We start from the raw sequence: 19,530 nt of genomic DNA, 5'->3' as shown, positions 1-19,530 counted from the left end.
GAGCGTATTCTCGGCTTGTTTGAAATTTACGTTGCCTGAAATCCTTTTCCTTTCAACTGCGCCGTCTGCATTTATTGGCGAGCGTTATCGTTTTGCTGCCGCTGCGGCCAATATTGGATCGTGTCGTGCACTACAGTCTGATTCAGGAATTGCAGGATGCAATCAGCAACGAGTCCACGGGGCGTCGCATCGTCGCGCTTCGTAAGATTACGGATCTTTTCCTCGAGCACGGCAATCGTCTGACACCCGAGCAGGTCAATATTTTCGACAACCTCTTGCTCGGATTCATCCGAGATGTCGAAGCAGAAGACCTCGCCGAGCTTGCCCAACAGCTGGCAACCGTACCGTTTGCTCCATCCGCTGTGATACGCCGGCTGGCAATTCATTGCGATAGGGCGGTCGCAACCCCGGTCCTGACCGTGTCCGAAAGATTGTCGAACGAAGATCTGCTCGAAGTCGCAACGACGCGTGGACAAGGACATTTGCTGGCAATCGCTGGGCGTTTTGCCCTCGACACTGTGCTTACGGATGCCATCATTGAACTCGGCGATCGCGAGGTCCGCCGTCGGGTCGCCGGCAATCCCGGTGCGTCCTTTACGCGTGGAGGTCTTGTGCGGCTGGTCGCCGCATCCAAGGGGGATCCGCTCTTGGCCGAAAAGGTGGGTCTACGGGGTGATCTGCCGAACAAGCTGCTGCGCGAACTTCTCGATAACGCCACGAGTGCCGTTCATATCCGGCTTGTGAACAAGGCTCCCACACAACTGCGCGCGGAAATCCAGAAGCATGTGGACGATATCTCGCGGCAAATCAAACGCGATGCAGAACGACCGCGTGATCTGCGCTCCGCGGTCGATCTGGTGAAGCGGCTTGTGGAGCGCCGTGAGCTTACGGAAAATAGACTGGCGGACTTCGCCACGGATCGGCAATACGAGGCGATTATTGCGACGCTCGCTGCGATGACATCGTCACCGATCGCTTTGATTGAACCTTTGATGCGTGTTCATCGCCATGATGGCCTGATAACCGCGTGCCGGGCTGCCGACCTGTCGTGGGAAACGACGCAGGCCGTGATCCTCAGTCGCCTCATGTCGTCGTCAGATGTCGATGTTGGTCAACTGCGTCGAAAGTACGAAGAGATGTCGTTTTCTTCGGCAAAGCGCGCGCTCCTGATCTGGCGCGAACAGGTGTTCCGGCCGCGGAAGGCAGGATAAATGTCATCTGTCTAAACGCGATGAACGCGGCCGCCTTTGTGATTTCCTTATTCATGGAGAGGGTCTGATCGTCGACAGATGATGATCGTGTGCGTCCAGCCCTCAGTGGCGGGACGCTATGATATCGTCTTCGACGTCCACGAGAGTGCCGGGGAATGATGTTGCGACACCATTATCCATGACCGCGCGGCCGATAGCCAAGACACACTGGCTGCCTCCCGTCGATTGGAGCACGCGATAAGCCAGACATAAAGACTCTCCGCTCTTGAGAGAGTGTTGAATGGCCGCCTGCAGACGGGGAGCATCCTCGGGGTGAATGGCTTGAACGAATGTCGCCATTGGTGTGCCGATCGCTGCGATCGAAGGATCGACCTGAAAGAGCCTGGCGACTTCCGGATCAGCACGGACGCGGTCCCGTTTGACGTCCCAGTTCCAGCTTCCGACGACCTTTGGCGGATGAAAGCTTGGTGCGAAGTCCTTCTCAGTCTGTTCCAAATCGACAAACTTGGCTTCATCCTGCGAGCGAAGTTCGACCGCATCCAACTCGAGATACGCCATGGAGAGCAGGTAGGCCAGGAAGCGATCCTTCAAATCCGTCGCCTCGCCGATGGCTGTTTCGAGTGCGAGTCTGAGGCGGCGGTAGCGCAGGAATGTCATCATCTTAGGGCGGGGATCTGGTTGGGCGGTATGAACGCGCGGGTTTGGGATATTTCGGGACATCACGAGAGCCTGCTTTCGTTTTCTGACGAGAGCATTCGTGAGCACCCAAACATCGTATGCAGTGCTCAGTAAGCTCTCTGGTGAAGGGCGAAAGTTACGAAACGTGAATTGACGTCGAGAATTTTCAACACGGTCACATCAGGCGGTTTTCCTTTGCAGGCCAAAGTCTGCCTCCGATGTTCGCGCCAGATTTGCATAGCGATGTACGCGATCCAGAATCTCTTCGCTCACCTCGAACGTCACCGCGAGCAGTTGTTCGTCCTGATAACTCTGCGGCAGACCGAGAGGAATGATCGACATGCCGGCAGCTTGCAACAATGGCATGCGAAACGTGCGGATGACTGATGTCGCTCCCGTCGCCCCGTGCTCCAGGCAATATTCCTGAAATCCGGCCAGGAGTTCGGAGTAGGTCGAAGTGCCGCGCCGATGCTTGCTGACGCCAAACCTCGTGAGTTCGTAAAGGTCTCTGCGCCGAGGGACTTCACCCTGCACCAGGAAAGGAAAGACCTCCGAGAGCATGTGCGGCAACTGCGTCGGGTAGATCCGGCAACAGCCTACGACAGTGTCGCTGTCATCGACGGCAACCACGTAAGCCGCTTCTTCCGTGTCAAACTGGTCGGTTTCGTAAAGGCCGCCGCGGTCAAAATCGGTCCAGCCCCGCTCCTTGACGAAGACGTCGTGGCGAAAGCGGAAGAGCTTCTCCAGTAGGCCGGGATAACGGTGGCGATTGGTGCGATCAACCAATCTGATCATGTGAAGGCTCCCCCGCGGTGCGGGGAGAGCCTCGTTATTTACCGGGAATTACTCGATACCGTGGGCTGGGTATTGACAATCAGATATCGATCTCGCGACGGCGGATCGATTCTGCTACGGCCTGAGCACGGGTATGGACGTTCAGCTTGCGCATTGCCGATGCGGCAATCTTATTCACGGTTTCTACCGAAATGCTCAATATGACGCTCGTATCCCAAGCGGTCTTACCGACGGCGGCCCACGAGATCACTTCTTTCTCGCGCGCGGTAAGGACCTTTGGCACATTCATGTCATGGCGAATACTCGCAAGACGCTGGAATGCAAAGATCGAGATGAGATCGATTGCCGCATGAGCTTCGCTTTGAGGATCGATTTCTCCGCCGGCGATGGAAACGGTGGCCTGATATCCATTCAACCCCTGGATCGGCACGCAGTATCCATTGATCATTCCATAATCGTTCGACGAAATCGTCATGATCCCGTTCGCCTTCCGATCCTCCTTCGGAATCGAAACACTGGACCAATGAAAGGAATGAGTTTGCGACCGTGAATAGTTCGAAATGGGGTCGTGCGGATGAAAATCAGAGCTTATGTACTGTTCGTACCACCCTCTGGGCCACTTCCTTAGCAGCAGCTTGTCAGAAAATTTCTGCTGACCGGCTGTCGGCGCTGCAACGACGCAGAATGATTCGTAGCCGAACCGCGAGAAGGCAGAGTTCAAGACCTCCGAAAGCGCCGATAGTCCTTCGGCGGTTCGAATCCGTTCAAGGGTGTCCAGTGCGCCGTCGAAGTAGTGTTTGTGAAGGGGTCCCATAGCAAGGCCCATTCTAGCATCGGGTTATCTGTTCGATATAAATCCTTTGGCGTATACGGCCGTAACCTCGGCTCTATCGCTGATATTCTGTGGGTATAACGGTGCGTCCACAAGATATTGGTGCGTAATTCTTCAAATATATCCGGAGCGCGGTCGGATTAGCGCTTCATGTCGCAGCCGAAGAAAAATATCCTCCGGTCGATGAACCTGGCCGCATACTTGCTCCATCGTCTCTGCCGATTTCTCTGAAAAGGAGCAAGAACGAGACCATCTGGTCAGTTTTGCAATTCAGTTTTGCGATTCCTGGAACGCCGGGAGATTCATCTGCATCATCAGCGACAGCGCATCTCATTTAACCGAGCTGATGCGGAGCTGTTCAGTCGCTCGCCTCAGTAACTCGTGAAGCCACTTTTGGGACATGTCGCCCTCATTGCGTTCATGCCAGAGGAGGCGGACTTCCATGCGCGTTGTTGTATAGGGAAGTTCATGGACAGCGATCGGGTAAGTCTTGGCGAATGTGTCGGCCAGCGGGCGCGGGACGATCGCGCCGAGGCCGGCTCCCTCAAGAAATGCCGGGAGCGCGAGAAAATGGGGCAGGGACATTGCTATTCGCGGGAGTGTTTCGGAGTCCGCTAAGGCACGTTCGAAGGCCATTCGATCGTACATCTCCGACCGTCTCGCGAGACCTCGCTCCGAGATAAAGCCGTCGACCGCGCCTTCCTGTTCGCCGCCAAACGACACGACGATGATCGGAAGTCGCGCAAGTACGGAGGGGGTTACCGGTCCAAGCTTCTGCGATGAGTGTGTGATGAGGACGTCGTCATACTCGAACAGAAAGCTCGAATAAAACCGAGAAGGCACATTGGAGAACGTGCCGATGGCAGCGTCAATTCTGCCAAGATCAAGTTGCTCGGCGAGATCAATGCGAGTTACCGGCTTGATTGTGATGTCCACCTGAGGTGCATCGGACCGCAGCAACGCGAGCAGTCGCGCGCCAACAACCATGGTCGTGAAATCGTTGGCTGCAATGGTGAACTTCTTGTCCGATGTCGCGGGCGAGAATTTCGGGGGCTCGATAGCTGCCTCGAGAGATTTGAGTGCATCCCTCACCAAGGGGGCCATCGCTTGCGCGCGTGCAGTGGGCTGCATGCCCGTTGCCGTGCGTACGAACAGTTCGTCATCCAGCATCTCGCGCAAGCGGGCCAGTGAGTGACTGACCGCGGATTGACTGAGACAGACCTTTTGGCTTGCGCGAAGGACGCTGCGCTCCTCCATGACGGCGTCAAAGACCCGGAGCAGATTGAGATCTAAGGTACTGAATGTGGCCATGCCCGGGTCCGGCTATTGTGTTTGAAACAGGTGCGGACACTGGCGGCGCGCTCTGTCGATCGAGAAGCACGCGCTTGGCAAGACCCGCGCCAAGGCTCGTAGCTTATAAAACAAGCCTTCGTCAGGAAAGATACATCGCCGCTATAACCCGGTCCTCGTCGGACATATCCGGGCTGCTATTGATAGGCAGGCTTTCCGGCGTAGCCACCAAAATGCATGGCGCGCAGTTTGAAGCTGAAGGAGTTTCAGGGACGTGTGAGGTCCGATGAAACGCTTACTTTGCCTCGACTTTTCAACAGTGCTGAACGAGGCGCATTAGGACTCTGAGGGACTTTCACTTCCGCATCCCATTTTCCGGATGGAAGAGTGATCGGCAGAAAAGAGGCGCGAACATCGCCCTGTCGTCATCGGAGGAAAGCGCAATGTTGATCTCGATACATGATCGCCGGTCCTTAATGCGATCTACGTGGGCCGTAGTCTTTCTGTCTTTGTTTTTTCATTCCAATCGGGCGCGTGCGGAATCTGCTCCACCTCTCAGGATCGGGGTGTTGTCGGACATGTCGTCGCTTTATACCGACAATGGCGGACAGGGATCGGTCGTGGCTGCACAGATGGCCGTGGACGATTTTGGAGGCATGGTCCTCAACAGACGAGTCGAAATTATCGCCGCCGATAATCAGAACAAGCCGGATATCGGAGGCGGTATTGCGCGTCGGTGGATCGACAACGACTATGTCGAAGCTATCGCGGACGTCCCCAATTCGGCGGTAGCGCTTGCGGTACAGGGCATCACCCGCGACCGAAAGAAGATATTTCTCGCCACCGGGTCGGCCACATCGCGCCTGACCGGCGATGAGTGTTCTCCGACCGGCGTCCACTGGACTTACGATACCTATGCTCTCTCGCAGGGCACGACGAAAGCTGTTTCCAAGCTGGGTGGAAAGAAGTGGTTCTTTCTGTCGGCCGACTATTCTCTCGGCACCCAACTCGAGGCGGACAGCCGAAAAGTCATCGGTTCGCTTGGTGGAGAAGCCGTCGGATCGGTGAAGCACCCGCTGAACACGCCCGACTTTTCTTCGTTTCTTTTACAGGCGCAGTCGTCCAGAGCCGACGTCATCGCGCTCGCGGATGCTGGCGGCGACTTTATCAATGCCGTCAAACAGGCCGGCGAATTCGGGATCACGAAATCCCAGAAACTGGTCGGGCTGTTGGTGTTCATCGCGGACATTCACAGCCTAGGTCTTGAGAGTGCCCAAGGATTGATCCTGAGCTCTGCTTTCTACTGGGATCTCAATGACGAGACCCGTGCATGGTCGAAGCGATTCATCGCGAAGACAAACAAGGTGCCGACCATGATCCACGCCGGGACTTACGGCGCGGTCATGCATTATCTGAAGGCGATCAGTGCGGCGGGGACTGTCGATGGGCCGACGGTTGCTGCGAAGATGCGTGCGATGCCGGTCAATGACTTCATGACCAAGAATGGCGTCATCCGCGAGGACGGCCGTCTTCTGCGTGACATGTATCTGTTCAAAGTGAAAAAGCCTTCGGAATCAAAATGTCGCTTCGACTACTACGAACTGCTGGCAACGATCCCCGGCAAGGAAGCATTCAGACCTCAGGAGGAAGGCGGATGCCCTCTGCTCAGCAAGAAATGATAGACCCGGCACCATCATGCCGCGACGAGAGAGGGCCTGCCAGCGATCTCGTCGATCACGTCATCAAGTCCCGCTTCGCCTGCCGGTCATTCAGCGACCGGGTCGTGCCGCGGGATCTCGTTGAAGAGGTGCTCGAAGTCGCAAGATTTGCACCGAGTGGCGCGAACATCCAGCCGTGGCACGTCTATGTCGTGACGGGCGCCAGGAAGGACGAGCTTTCCGCCGTCTTGCTCAAGGCGCATGAGGAGGCGAGGGATCAGTACAGGTCTGAATATCAGTATTACGCATCGCCGCTTCCCGATCCCTATGTGTCCCGTCGCGAACAGTTCGGCCGGCTGTTCTATGGGTCGCTCGGGATCCAGCAATGGGATGTGCCTGCTCGGGCACGGCAGACCGCAAGGAACTATAGTTTTTTCGGTGCGGCTGTTGGCCTGATCATCACCATCGATCGCCGCTTGCAGGTGGGCAGCTGGCTCGATCTCGGCATGTTCATTCAGAATGTCATGATCGCCGCCGGCGCACGCGGCCTGCAGACCTGCCCGCAGGAAACCTTCGCAAAGTACCACGCGCTGTTGAGAGGGCTGCTCCCCATAACGCCCGATGAGATGGTCGTGTGCGGCATGTCGATGGGATATGGCGAGACCGGTGTCGTTGACACAGGAAGTCTCATGCCGAAGGCGGCTGTCGCCGACTTCGCACATTTCGCCGGCTTTGCGGATTCAGCAGACCATGGGATTTTAACGGAGAACAAGCCATGAGCACCAAACACCGCGATGAACTCATTCAAAAGAGCATTCCGTTCCTGCAGGAGGTCAAGGACATGACTCCGAGCGCAGTGATGGAAAAATGGCTCAATGAAAAGTACGGCGAACGCAGCGAGCTGTACCAGGAACTGGCGCGTCTCATAAAGCTCGGCGTTGAAGAGGGCTGGGCGGCCAACCAGGAGGTCGACGGTCCGAGCTACCGGCGCAGCAGAATAGTTGACCCGTCGCCGGAGACGTTTCACTTCAGTATCACGGCCGTTTACATGGACAGTAAGGATCCAAAAGCGTTCAAGGACGACGATGACGACGATGTCCTGCGAGGGCAGTACCACGGGCATCCGTATGGCGAATTGAACATGGTGATCCCGCTGGACAAGGGGGCCGAGTTGAAGGGACTTCAAGGCTGGCAGGGACCTGGATGGACTGCACCCGATCCGGGAAGCCGCCATTATCCGGAGGTGAAGGGCGGGGCTTTGATCGCTCTGTTCTACCTGCCGGCTGGCCGCATCTCGTATGATTTCAAGGCTCCAGCTTGAATGTGAGTTAACGGCAGGAATCATGACCGCAAGATGAAACGTGTTCGCTTTCGGAGGCTCCACTCTCCGAAGGCGAATGCATGAAATATCTGCGTCGACAGGGCTGGATCGACGGCTCCGAAGTGTGTAGACGGGCACTCCTTTCGGGAGCAACGATGTCAGCCTGCGGACTTGATTTTGGAACGTCGAATACGACGCTCGGTACTGTTGTGGACGACGTTCCGGTCTTGGCAGAGCTGGAGACAGGCCACGTCACGGTCCCGAGCGCCATCTTTTATGAGCCGAACCGCGCGACCTTGATCGGCCGAACGGCCATCGAGGCCTATGTCGATGGTGCGCCGGGCCGCTTGATGCGGAGCCTGAAATCGGTTCTCGGAACAGCCCTGATCGACGAAACCACGCGCGTTGGACGTGAGCGGGCGAGTTTTCGCGACGTGATTGCCTACTACCTCACTGTCGTGAAACGGCGCGCCGAGCAGAACATTGGTCATGAGTTGAAGCACGTCGTCCATGGCCGGCCAGTGCACTTTGTCGATAATGCACCGGATGCGGACCGCAAGGCAGAAGAGACCTTGCGGGACATCGCTCGGGAGATCGGTTTCGAAGATATCACATTTCAGTTTGAGCCGATTGCGGCAGCTTTGGACTACGAACGCCAGATCTCCGGGGAGAAGATTGCGCTGATCGCGGACATCGGCGGCGGTACATCCGACTTCTCGATTGTGCGGCTCAGCCCGGAGCGTCACCGCAAGGCTGATCGGACATCCGACATTCTCGCCAATGATGGCGTGCGCATTGGCGGCACCGACTTCGATCGTCAGCTTAGCCTGGGTGTCGTGATGCCGCTCTTCGGCCACGGCAGTCAGATGAAGCGCGCTGGACTGAATGCACCTACTGGATATTTCCACGATCTGGCAACATGGTCGCGGATCAACAGTATGTATGAGCAGAAGATCATCAGCCAAATTCGGCAGGTTCGCTATGAGGCGGCAGAGCCCGAACTGTTCGACCGCCTGCTTCGCGTACTCGATGAGCAGCGCGGCCATACGCTGGCGATCGAGGTCGAAGGTGCGAAGATTGCCCTATCCGATCAGCAGAAGGCCGCCATTTCGTTCGACTGGATCAAACCGGGCTTGAATGCTGCGATGTCTCGAGCCGATCTCGTTCGTCACACCAAGCAACTGGCCGAGCGCATCGCCGCGCGTATCAAGATATGTCTTGAACAGGCGCGGCTTGCGGCCGGCGATATCGAGGCCGTATTCCTGACCGGCGGTTCGGTGCAGCTCGCCCACGTGCGAAATGCGATCATGAAGACAATGCCCGCAGCCCAGATCGTCGAGGGCGATACCTTTGGGGCCGTGGGAAAAGGGCTGACGATCGAAGCCGCACAGCGGTACGGCCGATAATCATAGCGGGAGCGAGCTGTATCTGCAGGCTCCCGCAATCTGCGCTGTCAGCCGTGGGATCCGCTCCAATTGACATCCAGCCCCACCGCGGCGTTTTCTTCGGGATTAGCGAGCCAGTAGCCGTGTGCCATGACAAGGTTGAGAAAGCGCTGGGCTTGCTCATCCGGATTTGACACGTCATTGCTCGAGGCCGAAATGTCCCGCAAAAATTTGGCCATCTTCATTGTCGTCACGCAGAGCATGGAAGCGGGCTCTTGCGACGCGTTTTTCCAGGCATGCCGGGCGCCATCCTGCACATCGACGATGTCGCCCGGTCCAAGCTCCGTCCACGTGTCTTCCCGCAGAGAGCTCGGCGTTCCGGACAACACGTAAAACGTCTCCCGATCTGCGTGGCTGTGCAACGGCACAATTGCGCCGGCGGGCAGGGCGCATTGCATGACACAATAATCCCCTTCGTTGTCGGAGATTTCGGTCAGATAGGTGTTGGTCGGGGGCAAGTCCTTTTGCGGAGAAAAAATTTCTGAGACGTTTGCCGTTCCCGTCCCGCGACGGCTGTTCGCATTGAGTTTAGCAGACATTTTGAGAGACCCGCTTTTTGGTGACGCGGGCTAGGCCGCGCACCTGCCATACGCCACCGACTGCGGCGTGGCGTGACTGTTCCATCCGATTGTTGCGGGTGGGTTTCGCTATCGGCCGTGATGGTTACAGCTGAAATAGGTCGCCGTGCCCGCAGGGCGTCATCGCGAGGTCGTGATGAATGCCGTTCGACCGCGCTTGTCACATATGTGACTTCGTGCCTTTGGCTTCGCCTCCCGCGGCGCTCGACTTTCGTCGAAGAATGTATCGGCTGCGGTTCTGCAGTTCGTTTTGAACCCGCAAACTCAGTCAAATTTTGCTTGGGCTGTTAAACACGATCAATTGGATGAAAACGCGCAAGATCTCGTGATATATGGCGCTTTAGCGCAGCATGAGATAAACCATCTTCTTTCCCGTTGATCGGCTTGATGACCGTCGCCTGAGCTTTTCCCCTAAGGAGTTGATGATGCGCTACACGACGATGCTCACGCTTGGAGCGGTTGCCGCGTTGTTGATCGGTGAGGCACATGCGCAGGCGCCATCTGCTGCGCCTCCGGCCGTCGGCGTTATCGAGGTCGCCAAGCGCCCGATCACCGAGACCAATCAGTTCCTGGGCCGCATCGAGGCCATCAATCGCGTCAATGTCGTGGCGCGCGTCACGGCCTTCCTCGACAAGCGCCTGTTTGAGGAAGGTGCAGAGGTCAAGACCGGCGATCACCTGTATCGGCTGGAGCGCGGACCATTCGAAGCGGACCTCGCGGCCAAGAAGGCTCAGGTGGATCAGCTCGAGGCAACCCTGACGAACGCGCGCCTGACCACGGAGCGCCAGCGCACTCTGCTGACTGGCCCGGCCGGCCAACAATCGAATTTTGATTCCGCCATTGCCAATCAAAAGAGCCTTGAGGCACAGGTGCAGGCGGCCCAGGCGCAGGTCAGCCTGTCGCAGATCAATCTGGACTACACGGATATCCGCTCGCCGATCGACGGTCGTATCGGACGCACTGCGGTCACGGAAGGCAACGTCGTGAGTGCAAGCTCGGGCGTCTTGACGACGATTATCAGTCAGGATCCGATGTATGTGACATTTCCGATCTCGGTGCGCGAAGCCCTTGAGCTGCGTAACCGTTACGCCAAGGAGGGAGGTTTCGACGCGGTCGTGATCCGCCTCAAATTGCCCGACGGGCGGACCTACGATCAGGTCGGGCACCTCGACTTCGCGAGCAACACGGTCACGCAGGCGACCGACACGTTGCTCGTTCGCGGGCGCATTCCTAACCCGCTGCTGTTTCCAGACGTCAAGAGCGGAAGCTCGCTGCGGGAACTCACCGATGGCGAGTTTGTTACCGTGCTGCTCGAAGGCGTGCAGCCGGTTGAAGTCTTGGCTGTACCGCGATCTTCGGTGTTGTCCGATCAGCGCGGCGATTACGTGTACGTCGTGGGGAACGACAACAAGGCCGAGCAGCGTCGCATCCAACTCGGTCAATCGACGGCGACCGTCGCTTCGGTGATTAGCGGTCTGTCGCTCGGAGACAGGGTTGTGGCGGAAGGGCTGCAGCGCGTGCGTCCAGGTCAGCCTGTCAGCCCCGGACCGGCTGGACCGGAAATCCAGGCCATGATGAAGATCGCGCCAAACCCGAATTCATCCGCCCCGGCACCGATGCCGGGCAATGATAACAAGCCGGCGGCCCCTAACGCACGAGGCTCGGGCAAATGATTTCTTCCGTCTTCGTTGACCGTCCGCGCCTTGCGATCGTTATCGCGTTTATCATCACGATCGCGGGCTTGCTGGCGCTGACCCAGATTCCCGTTGCGCAGTTTCCCGATATCGTGCCGCCGCAGGTCACGGTCACCGGCTCCTTCCCGGGTGCCTCGGCCGCCGTGGTGGAGAGCAGTGTCGCGCAGCCGCTGGAAGCGCAGGTCGTCGGCGTCGACAAGATGCTCTATATGAAGTCGAACAGTGGCAACGACGGCAGTTATTCGCTCACCGTCAGCTTCGCGCTCGGCTCCAATCCCGACATCAATACGGTGAACGTCAACAACCGCGTGCAGGCGGCGTTGGCGCAGCTGCCACCGGAAGTTCAGCTCCAGGGCCTGACTGTTCAGAAGAAGTCATCGGCGGTGCTGCAGTTCGTGATCCTTTACAGCGAGGCAAAGGATCAGGACCCGATCTTCATTACGAACTACGCGATCGTCAACGTGCTCGACGCGATCTCGCGCACGCCCGGCGTCGGCCAGGCGAGCCTGTTCGCAAAGATGAACTACTCGATGCGGATCTGGTTCGATACGCAACGTCTGACCAGCCTCAATCTGGCGCCGTCCGATGTTGTTGCCGCGATCCGGGCACAGAGCGTGCAGGCGCCCGTCGGCCGTATCGGTGCACGGCCGATCAGCGATGATCAGCAATTCCAGTTCAATGTGCAAACGCAGGGCAGGCTCTCCACGCCTGAACAGTTCGGAGAGATTGTCCTGCGCGCCAATCCGGACGGCTCGCTGCTGCGCGTGAAGGACGTGGCCCGGGTTGAGATCGGCGCTCAGAACCTGGACAGCGAGTCCCGCATCGACGGCCGTCCCGGCGTCGGCATGGGTATCTATCTGGCCCCCGGCGCCAACGCCGTGACGACCGCAGCCGCCGTTCAGAAAACCTTGCAGAAACTGTCTACTCGCTTTCCGCAAGGCATGAAGTATCTGGTTCAATTCGACACCACCACGTTCGTCACCGACACCATTTTCGAAGTGCTGAAGACGCTCGGCGAAGCTTTCGTGCTGGTGGTGATCGTCGTTTACCTGTTCCTGGGAAATTTTCGCGCCACCATCATTCCGACTGTCGCCGTCCCCGTCAGTCTCATCGGCGCCTTCGCAGTGCTGCTGGCGATGGGCTTTTCCGCCAACACGGTCTCGCTGCTCGCCATGGTGCTCGCGATCGGCATCGTGGTCGACGACGCGATCGTCGTGGTGGAAAACGTCGAACGTGTCATGGAGGAGGAGCCGGACTTATCTCCGGCCGAAGCAACCAAGAAGGCGATGGCGCAAATCACTGCGCCGATCATCGCGATCACATTGGTGCTGTTATCTGTCTTCGTCCCCGTGGCGTTTATTCCCGGCATTTCCGGCACATTGTTCCGTCAGTTTGCCGTCACCATCAGTGCCGCGATGCTGATCTCCGCGCTGAACGCGTTGACGCTGTCGCCGGCACTTTGCGCGGTGTTCCTGCGCCCGCACCACGGTCCTCGGCGGGGCATCATGGCGAGGGTGCTTGGCGCCATCGACTGGACCCGCGACCGCTATGCCGGCGCGGTTCAGCGCCTTTTGCGCATGGCGATATTTGCACTCGTCGCAGTCGCGGTTTTTGCTGGCGGCATTTTCGGAGTGTCTCGCCTGACACCGACCGGCTTCGTCCCGGAAGAAGATCAAGGGGCGTTCTTTGTCATGGTGCAATTGCCTGACGGTGCATCCGTGGCACGCACCAGCGAGGTCACCAAACGCGTCGAGAACATCCTGAAGGGCATTCCGGCGATCGAACATACGCTGTCGATCATCGGTTTCTCGCTGCTCGACGGCGGCAACCTGCCGAATAACGCCTTCGTGGTCGCGCGCATGAAGCCGTTCCATGATCGAACGGCGGCGGTCGATTCCGCGCAAGCGGTGATCCGCAAGGTGTTCGGCGCGGGCCAGCAGATCCGTGATGCCAACGTCATTGCCTTCAATCTGCCGCCGATCATCGGTCTCTCCACCGGCGGCGGCTTCGAATATGTGCTGGAAGCTCTTGAGGGGCAGGACCCATCGGCCATGAGCAGCGTGATGGGCGGGCTCATCGCGGCTGCGAACGCGGATCCACGCATGACGCGCGTGTTCTCGACGTTCACGGCCAGCAATCCTTCGCTTTATCTCGACATCGATCGTGCCAAAGCGCAGGCGCTCGGTCTTAACATGAGTGACGTGTTCACCGCGCTGCAGGCGACGCTGGGCGGTATCTACGTCAACAATTTCAATATGCTCGGCCGGACCTGGCAGGTGAACGTTCAGGGCGATGCGAGCAATCGCAACGATATTCCCGATATTTGGCAGATCTACGTCCGCAACAATACGGGCCAGATGGTTCCGATGCGGTCGATTGCCAGCCTGAAATTCCAGACCGGTCCGCAGGTGATCACGCGTTACAACAATTATCGCGCCATCACCATCAACGGCGGTCCGGCGCCCGGCGTGTCGTCCGGTACGGCACTCGCGGCGATGGCCGAGGTCTCGGCAAAGACATTGCCGCCCGGCTACAGTTTCGAATGGACCGGCACGGCCTATCAGGAGCAGGCGGCTTCGGGCCAGACGGGTCTGATCATGGCGCTCGCCGTGCTGTTCGCCTATCTCTTCCTGGTCGCGCTGTACGAAAGCTGGACCATCCCGATCCCGGTTTTGCTGTCAGTGGTCGTCGGTGTGCTGGGCTCCTACGTCGCCATCAAATTTTCGGGCTTGAGTCTCGATCTCTACGGCCAAATCGGTCTGGTTGTGCTGATCGCCCTGGCGGCGAAGAACGGCATCCTGATCATCGAGTTCGCGAAGGAGCAGCGTGAGGCCGGCGAGTCGATCGAACGCGCCGCCATTCTCGGCGCGCAGATGCGCTTCCGCGCAGTGATGATGACCTCGATCGCCTTTATTCTTGGACTGGTGCCGTTGGTGTTCGCCACCGGCGCCGCCCAGCTCAGCCGCCGAGGCGTCGGCACGGCTGTGTTCGGCGGCATGCTGGCGGCAAGTTCGATCGGAATCTTCTTGATCCCGATGCTCTATGTCATCTTCCAGCGCACGCGCGAAGCGACCAAGAAACGCTTCGGTGGGCGCAAGAAGAAGGCTGAGCCTGCCGTTTGAGCTCCGGTCAGTTCCGGCCGTTGCGATTGTCACTGACCATCACAGCGGCGAGGGCAGGCGGCTTCCAATTTTCTCTGGAGCCGAGGCACGAACAATGCCGCAAACTGCGTGCGATCAGCTGGGGCCGGGATTCGTTTTCTGAGCCACGGAAGGTTTGAACCATTCAATCCAGCGATGAACCCAGATCAGCATGACGAGGGCCCCGCCGCCCAACGGCAAGGCCACGATGACGAGCGCAAGAGCGGCGCAGGCCCAAATGGGGAATATGGCCGACATGGCTGGAATTCTCGAAATCCCGGCCATGAACTTCGACATTCTGGGCTCGCGATCGACATCATCCGCGACAGCGAACGCGTTCGGTGCGGATGGGTGAGGAAATCCAGTGGGTCGGCGCACTCGAGCAATGCAACCACTTCCGGCTCGACCGCAGCTCGGCTGTAGCTTTATCGATCTGCAATTTAATTTCAGTCGCAGGGGCCGACGGTTCGACACTGTTTGTGATCTTGACTTGTCTTTCTTCCGGTCGCGCGCGATCTCCGCATTGCAGACCTGACTGCCACATCGTCCACTCTGTTCGGTCGGACATGTGTCTGGCTTCGGCAACCGGGTCGACGGAAACGGAGATTCGGTCTGGGGTCGGCCTCGCGGCAGAACTGATACGATGCGCGCAATACGGCGCGAAGCACCTACCAGGATCATGGTGACCCATGCATCATCAAGGAAGAATCTCGCTCTCACCGATTTTCCGGCAATTAAGCCTCCGGGGTGAGCCCTGTAACTACGCTCCTCGAAGCGATCGAAAATCCCATGAATGGGCCGCCCGAAGTGTGTCTTTATGGACACAAACTAGGCGCGATGACCAAGCAAACCGGACGCCGCAACGCGCGACGTGAGCTGAGAACATTGATGCCTACGCGGATCGGTTGTGCTCACAATAGAGAGGCCGCTTTTGTTAAGCCATCACAGTCGATCATATGAACGTGGGAGATCGAAAAGCGGGGCGTTAGTTTTTGCAGGATTGTGCGCGATGAACGTTAAGTGGTTCATATTGCATCGCAACTACCACGAATGTCTAACTTGTGTGATGCCGGATTAACGTTCAAGTTGTGCTACGCACTGTTGGCACCTTGTTTCTGAGCATAAGTATTTATGTTAATTTTAGTGCCCCGCGCGGGCTGACCCTTGGCCGGTGAGGGGCCTGAGCCTATAGGCAGGAAGATGAAGAAGCATACTCACGAGGAAATTCTCTCGAAGCTCGACCGAGCAGAGGAACTTGCCCGGGCTGGCAAATCCCAGGTGGACATTTGCAAGGCGCTTGGGGTGAGCATCATGACCCTTCATCGTTGGCGGAAGCTGCCTCTGCCCAAGCGTGAAGCCGTGGCTCCGCAGGATCGCGCAGGCGATAGCAAGGTCCCGGCTAACGTGCTGTCAAACGACGAAATGCGCCGCGTGCTGGAGGAGCTTACGCTCGAGAATCAGCGGCTTCGGAAGATCGTGACGGATCTTCTGCTCGAGAAAATGAGATTGGAAGAAGCTGCCTCGGCCACCTTGCCCCGTCAATCAAGTGCGCAAGGGCGTCTTCAAGCTTTGCTTGGTCCTGGCAGCTCCGGATAGTGGGCTCGCAAGGTGGTTGCGCTAAGGCTCCAGGGAGCGGGCCGGCGAGCCCAAGCGGAATCTCACATGCTTCGCGGTAACGATCACTGTGACATGATATGATCTCTCGCATTGTGAGGTCTGCGTTCGTCTTCGCCTGACTGCCCGCCGAGGCGGACGAGAACGCCAAGGCGACCGTTCCGCTATTCCTGTCCCGCAGCCCATTCGACTGCGTCTGCGAGTTGCTGGATTTCCTGATCCGCAGCATCTCCCGGCACGAAACTCGCGACGGATTGGCCGGTGGTGAAACAGCGGACGAATGCCGAACGACTGGCGATGGGCGGGGCAACCATCTCGCCGAACTCGCTCAACTCCTCGACCAGTTGCCGCCCCTCAAGGGTACGGCCATCGAGCCTGTTGGGCACCAGAATAACCTTGATTTGGTCTCGCCGGTGTTCACGCGCCGCGTCGATGATCGCAAGCGTCTGCACTGTCGCGTCGAGATCAAGGCCGGACGGGGTACATGGAACCAGGATAAGGTTCGCCAGGGCGATCGATGCCCCCATTTCACGCGCATTGGGCGCAGTGTCGATCACAACGAGGCCGGCTTGAATGTTGCGCACCTCCCGAGCCCATGCCGATACCGAAATCTGCTCTAAAGCCATTTCGTACACGGGGAATTCCAGATTGCCCGGCTCCGCCCATTGCGAAGCGGAGCGCTGAACATCGCTGTCCACCAGCACGACATCATGCCCGCGACGGGCAAGTTCGGCTGCGATACAAATCGCAATCGTCGTTTTTCCAACCCCGCCTTTCCGCTGGGTAACAGTGATAGTTCTTCGCACCGAGTCGGAAAAATTCATGCGAGTCGCGCTAAAAAATGTTTACATTGTTAAACAATATCATTTCTGAATCGGCTTCACAATTGGCATCTCACTGAGACCCCGCCGCCGCTTGGTTACGTCTGATACTTTTGCATGTCTCGGCGGCGAATTTCGAATGACACGAACGCTGGATGCGGGCGAATGCTGAAAAGCAGCGGCGCTCAAAGGAGATGTCGGTTTTTCTCGAGCCGAATTGTTCAAGTGTGAGTTAATGTCAGGCTCATCTAACGCTTGACTTGGATCGCATCGCGATACTAACATTAACATAACAAATGATCCGGCGAGCATAACATATGCGGCGCGCCGGATCCGTAGTGTGATCTCATTGCTCTCGTTCACGATCTAGCACATTCAAGCCGCGGCGCGCTTTGGTCTCGATCGGGCGTCTGTATATGCCGTGAATTCGAAAAGCCAGCCAGAGGTGTGCCATGGCCGTTACCTACCTGACGAAAACTGAACTAGGTGATATTCTCCAACATAACGGAAACATCGAAGCGAGTGTTAAATCAGCGCTTTTCGACTCGCTTGCGCATAGTGGTGTTTTTCAGGATGGCAGCGAGGATGGTACGAGGGCGTGGTTCGAGTCTGGACCGTTTCACGGCGGGGCAGTACCGCCAACCATCCAGGTTTTGGACGTGTCTAAGTCGACAACCGTCGAGACGAATCCGAACCTGAAGGCGATCATCCTGGATAGCAACAGCGCCAAGCTGGATGTGACGGGTGGCCACAACGATGTGTTCGTTGCCGCGGGCCAGGGCTCCGACACCATCAACCTGTTCGATCACGGCAATGATACGGTCTACGGCGGCGGCGGCAACGACGTGATCCACGGAGGACACGGTGACAGCTCGCTGGTCGGAGGTGATGGCAATGACAGTATCTACGGAGGCTCCGGCAATGACACATTGGACGGCGGCGCAGGCAATGACCTCCTGATCTCTGGCGGAATTGCCAGCGAAGTCCTTCCCGGAAATGGCGGCTCTCACGGGCACGGCGGCTCTCATGGGCACGGCGGCTCTCACGGGCAGGGCGGTTCTCACGGGCATGGTGATTCTCACTCGGATGTTGCCGGTGGCGGCAACGACATGTCCCAGACGCCGGCACCTGTATTCGCGCACAGCACGCTCACGGGCGGTGATGGCAACGATACATTGGTTGGCGCGCAGGGCGATGTTTTGCAGGGCGGCGCCGGCAACGATCACTTCTGGCTCAATGGTGGTATTTCCGGTTCTACGCTGCAGGGTGGAAGTGGCGACGATATATTCCACGTTCAGTCGCATAGCGGCAACGATACGATCATCGGCGGCAGCGGGAATGACACGGTCAGCTTTGCGGACCGCTCATTCTTTGATGTGACCAAGATTGACGTCGACAAGAGCGCGTCGACCTACACCTTGCACTTCAGCGACAACCAGACGGTTGCAGTCAGTGGAGTTGAGAACCTTCACTTCACCGACCAGGATGTCACCTTGCCGAAGCCTTAACTCGGCTGACGGACATGCATTGTGAAAGTCCCGCTTTCAGCGGGGCTTTCGCTCTCTTCTGCACTGAAGGCTTGTCTGCATTGAAGGCGTGAGAGGAGATCTGTGCCTTTGTGAAGTCACATCGATAGAGTGATATTCGACAGAGTGATAATCGGTTCTTGAATTCCGAATATCTTAGTCCTCGTTCGATATGCCCGATTGTGGCGTCAGGAGCCGATCTTGCCGGCTAGCATCAAGCGCTTGCTTAACGCGGGCTCCGGACCCGGAACAGCCCGACGAATTGCTCGCATGGTAGACCAGCAAGGCTGGGAAGAAGTGCGCTTTGATATCGATCCGCATGTCGGACCTGACGTTGTGGGCTCGGTCATCGAGATCGGAAGATCCTTCGAGCCGCAATCATTCGATGGGGTATGGTCGTCGCATGTGCTTGAACATCTCTACGCCCATGAGGTTTTTCCAACGCTATGTCAGTTTCGTCAGGTTTTGAAACTGGACGGCTTTGCCTTGATCATGAGTCCGGATATCGAGGCTGTGGCTCATTTTATCGTTGAACATGGCATTGCCGCGGTCGCCTACAATTCTCCGGCGGGCCCGATCAGGCCGCTCGACATGCTCTACGGTCATTCCCGCGCGATCGAGGACGGGCACCTCTATATGGCCCATCGCACCGGGTTTACGACCGAGCGGCTTGGCAATCTGCTGTTGATGGCCGGCTTTGCGACCGTGTCCGTAACGACCGAAAACTTCGAAGTCTGTGCGCTGGCGCTCATGCCCGACGCCGACGGCGTGACCATCCAGAGAACATTGTTAGAGACGGGTTTTAATTTTCAGGAAGCATCGGTCTAGCGAGCGACATTCGTTCAGTTGCCGACACCTTCCAGAATGTTGTTCATCACTTTAAATGTTAGTGTTGCCGTCATTTTTGTTGTATCTAATGTTATGAAT

The 19,530-nt window shown here is 57.6% G+C and carries 17 protein-coding genes; 11 read left to right on the top strand and 6 right to left on the bottom strand.

Features of this window, described 5'->3' with window-relative positions:
* Nucleotides 1–125 precede the first annotated feature (125 nt).
* A complete protein-coding gene (locus ACP0KA_RS25935) occupies nucleotides 126–1,211 on the top strand; it encodes a DUF2336 domain-containing protein (protein ID WP_424631833.1) in 1,086 nt (361 codons plus the stop codon).
* Nucleotides 1,212–1,313: 102 nt separating this feature from the next.
* On the opposite strand, the gene ACP0KA_RS25930 is transcribed toward ACP0KA_RS25935, so the two are convergent.
* The 4 genes from ACP0KA_RS25930 to ACP0KA_RS25915 form a co-directional block, all read right to left on the bottom strand.
* Nucleotides 1,314–1,931 (bottom strand): PAS domain-containing protein, encoded by a 618-nt coding sequence (locus ACP0KA_RS25930; RefSeq protein ID WP_424631832.1) that lies wholly within the window; start codon nucleotides 1,929–1,931, stop codon nucleotides 1,314–1,316.
* Between the two features lie 138 nt (nucleotides 1,932–2,069).
* Entirely contained in the window at nucleotides 2,070–2,684 is a 615-nt protein-coding gene (locus tag ACP0KA_RS25925; protein ID WP_424631831.1) for an acyl-homoserine-lactone synthase, read from the bottom strand.
* 79 nt (nucleotides 2,685–2,763) lie between these two features.
* Entirely contained in the window at nucleotides 2,764–3,510 is a 747-nt protein-coding gene (locus ACP0KA_RS25920) for a LuxR family transcriptional regulator (RefSeq protein ID WP_424631830.1), read from the bottom strand.
* Between the two features lie 336 nt (nucleotides 3,511–3,846).
* Complete coding sequence (locus tag ACP0KA_RS25915; RefSeq protein WP_424631829.1) at nucleotides 3,847–4,827, bottom strand: LysR family transcriptional regulator; 981 nt, start codon at nucleotides 4,825–4,827, stop codon at nucleotides 3,847–3,849.
* Between the two features lie 455 nt (nucleotides 4,828–5,282).
* Between ACP0KA_RS25915 and ACP0KA_RS25910 the strand changes: the two genes are divergently transcribed.
* The 4 genes from ACP0KA_RS25910 (at nucleotide 5,283) to ACP0KA_RS25895 (ending at nucleotide 9,191) form a co-directional block, all read left to right on the top strand.
* On the top strand, nucleotides 5,283–6,485 hold the full coding sequence (locus ACP0KA_RS25910) for an ABC transporter substrate-binding protein (protein ID WP_424631969.1): 1,203 nt from the start codon (nucleotides 5,283–5,285) through the stop codon (nucleotides 6,483–6,485).
* Nucleotides 6,461–7,243, top strand: a complete 783-nt coding sequence (locus ACP0KA_RS25905; protein WP_424631828.1) for a nitroreductase — start codon at nucleotides 6,461–6,463, stop codon at nucleotides 7,241–7,243. The genes ACP0KA_RS25910 and ACP0KA_RS25905 overlap by 25 nt, the downstream gene beginning before the upstream one ends.
* Nucleotides 7,240–7,785: a DUF4863 family protein gene (locus tag ACP0KA_RS25900; protein WP_424631827.1), complete on the top strand. Its 546-nt coding sequence runs from the start codon at nucleotides 7,240–7,242 to the stop codon at nucleotides 7,783–7,785. Before ACP0KA_RS25905 ends, ACP0KA_RS25900 begins: the two co-directional genes overlap by 4 nt.
* A gap of 155 nt (nucleotides 7,786–7,940) precedes the next feature.
* Nucleotides 7,941–9,191 carry an Hsp70 family protein gene (locus ACP0KA_RS25895; RefSeq protein WP_424631968.1) on the top strand — a complete coding sequence of 417 codons (1,251 nt, stop codon included), beginning with the start codon at nucleotides 7,941–7,943 and terminating at the stop codon, nucleotides 9,189–9,191.
* Nucleotides 9,192–9,238: 47 nt separating this feature from the next.
* On the opposite strand, the gene ACP0KA_RS25890 is transcribed toward ACP0KA_RS25895, so the two are convergent.
* A complete protein-coding gene (locus tag ACP0KA_RS25890) occupies nucleotides 9,239–9,769 on the bottom strand; it encodes a cupin domain-containing protein (RefSeq protein WP_424631826.1) in 531 nt (176 codons plus the stop codon).
* A gap of 464 nt (nucleotides 9,770–10,233) precedes the next feature.
* On the opposite strand from ACP0KA_RS25890, the gene ACP0KA_RS25885 reads away from it, so the two are divergent.
* From ACP0KA_RS25885 to ACP0KA_RS25870, 4 genes are all read left to right on the top strand, one after another.
* A complete protein-coding gene (locus ACP0KA_RS25885) occupies nucleotides 10,234–11,481 on the top strand; it encodes an efflux RND transporter periplasmic adaptor subunit (protein WP_424631825.1) in 1,248 nt (415 codons plus the stop codon).
* Entirely contained in the window at nucleotides 11,478–14,624 is a 3,147-nt protein-coding gene (locus ACP0KA_RS25880; protein ID WP_424631824.1) for an efflux RND transporter permease subunit, read from the top strand. The genes ACP0KA_RS25885 and ACP0KA_RS25880 overlap by 4 nt, the downstream gene beginning before the upstream one ends.
* Nucleotides 14,625–14,814: 190 nt before the next feature.
* Nucleotides 14,815–14,997 carry a hypothetical protein gene (locus ACP0KA_RS25875; RefSeq protein WP_424631823.1) on the top strand — a complete coding sequence of 61 codons (183 nt, stop codon included), beginning with the start codon at nucleotides 14,815–14,817 and terminating at the stop codon, nucleotides 14,995–14,997.
* Nucleotides 14,998–15,806: 809 nt separating this feature from the next.
* Nucleotides 15,807–16,238: a transposase gene (locus tag ACP0KA_RS25870; protein ID WP_424631822.1), complete on the top strand. Its 432-nt coding sequence runs from the start codon at nucleotides 15,807–15,809 to the stop codon at nucleotides 16,236–16,238.
* 182 nt (nucleotides 16,239–16,420) lie between these two features.
* Here the strand turns inward: ACP0KA_RS25870 and ACP0KA_RS25865 are convergent, their stop codons facing one another.
* A complete protein-coding gene (locus ACP0KA_RS25865) occupies nucleotides 16,421–17,080 on the bottom strand; it encodes an AAA family ATPase (protein WP_424631821.1) in 660 nt (219 codons plus the stop codon).
* A gap of 656 nt (nucleotides 17,081–17,736) precedes the next feature.
* On the opposite strand from ACP0KA_RS25865, the gene ACP0KA_RS25860 reads away from it, so the two are divergent.
* Nucleotides 17,737–18,585: a calcium-binding protein gene (locus ACP0KA_RS25860; protein WP_424631820.1), complete on the top strand. Its 849-nt coding sequence runs from the start codon at nucleotides 17,737–17,739 to the stop codon at nucleotides 18,583–18,585.
* Nucleotides 18,586–18,825: 240 nt separating this feature from the next.
* Nucleotides 18,826–19,431, top strand: coding sequence for a class I SAM-dependent methyltransferase (locus ACP0KA_RS25855; protein ID WP_424631967.1), 606 nt, complete (start codon nucleotides 18,826–18,828; stop codon nucleotides 19,429–19,431).
* Nucleotides 19,432–19,530 lie beyond the last annotated feature (99 nt).

Source organism: Bradyrhizobium sp. SYSU BS000235 (assembly GCF_049747295.1).
Classification (GTDB): Bacteria; Pseudomonadota; Alphaproteobacteria; order Rhizobiales; family Xanthobacteraceae; genus Afipia.
The sequence above is the reverse complement of the archived record's forward strand: the minus strand, read 5'-3'. Positions and strand labels throughout refer to the sequence as shown.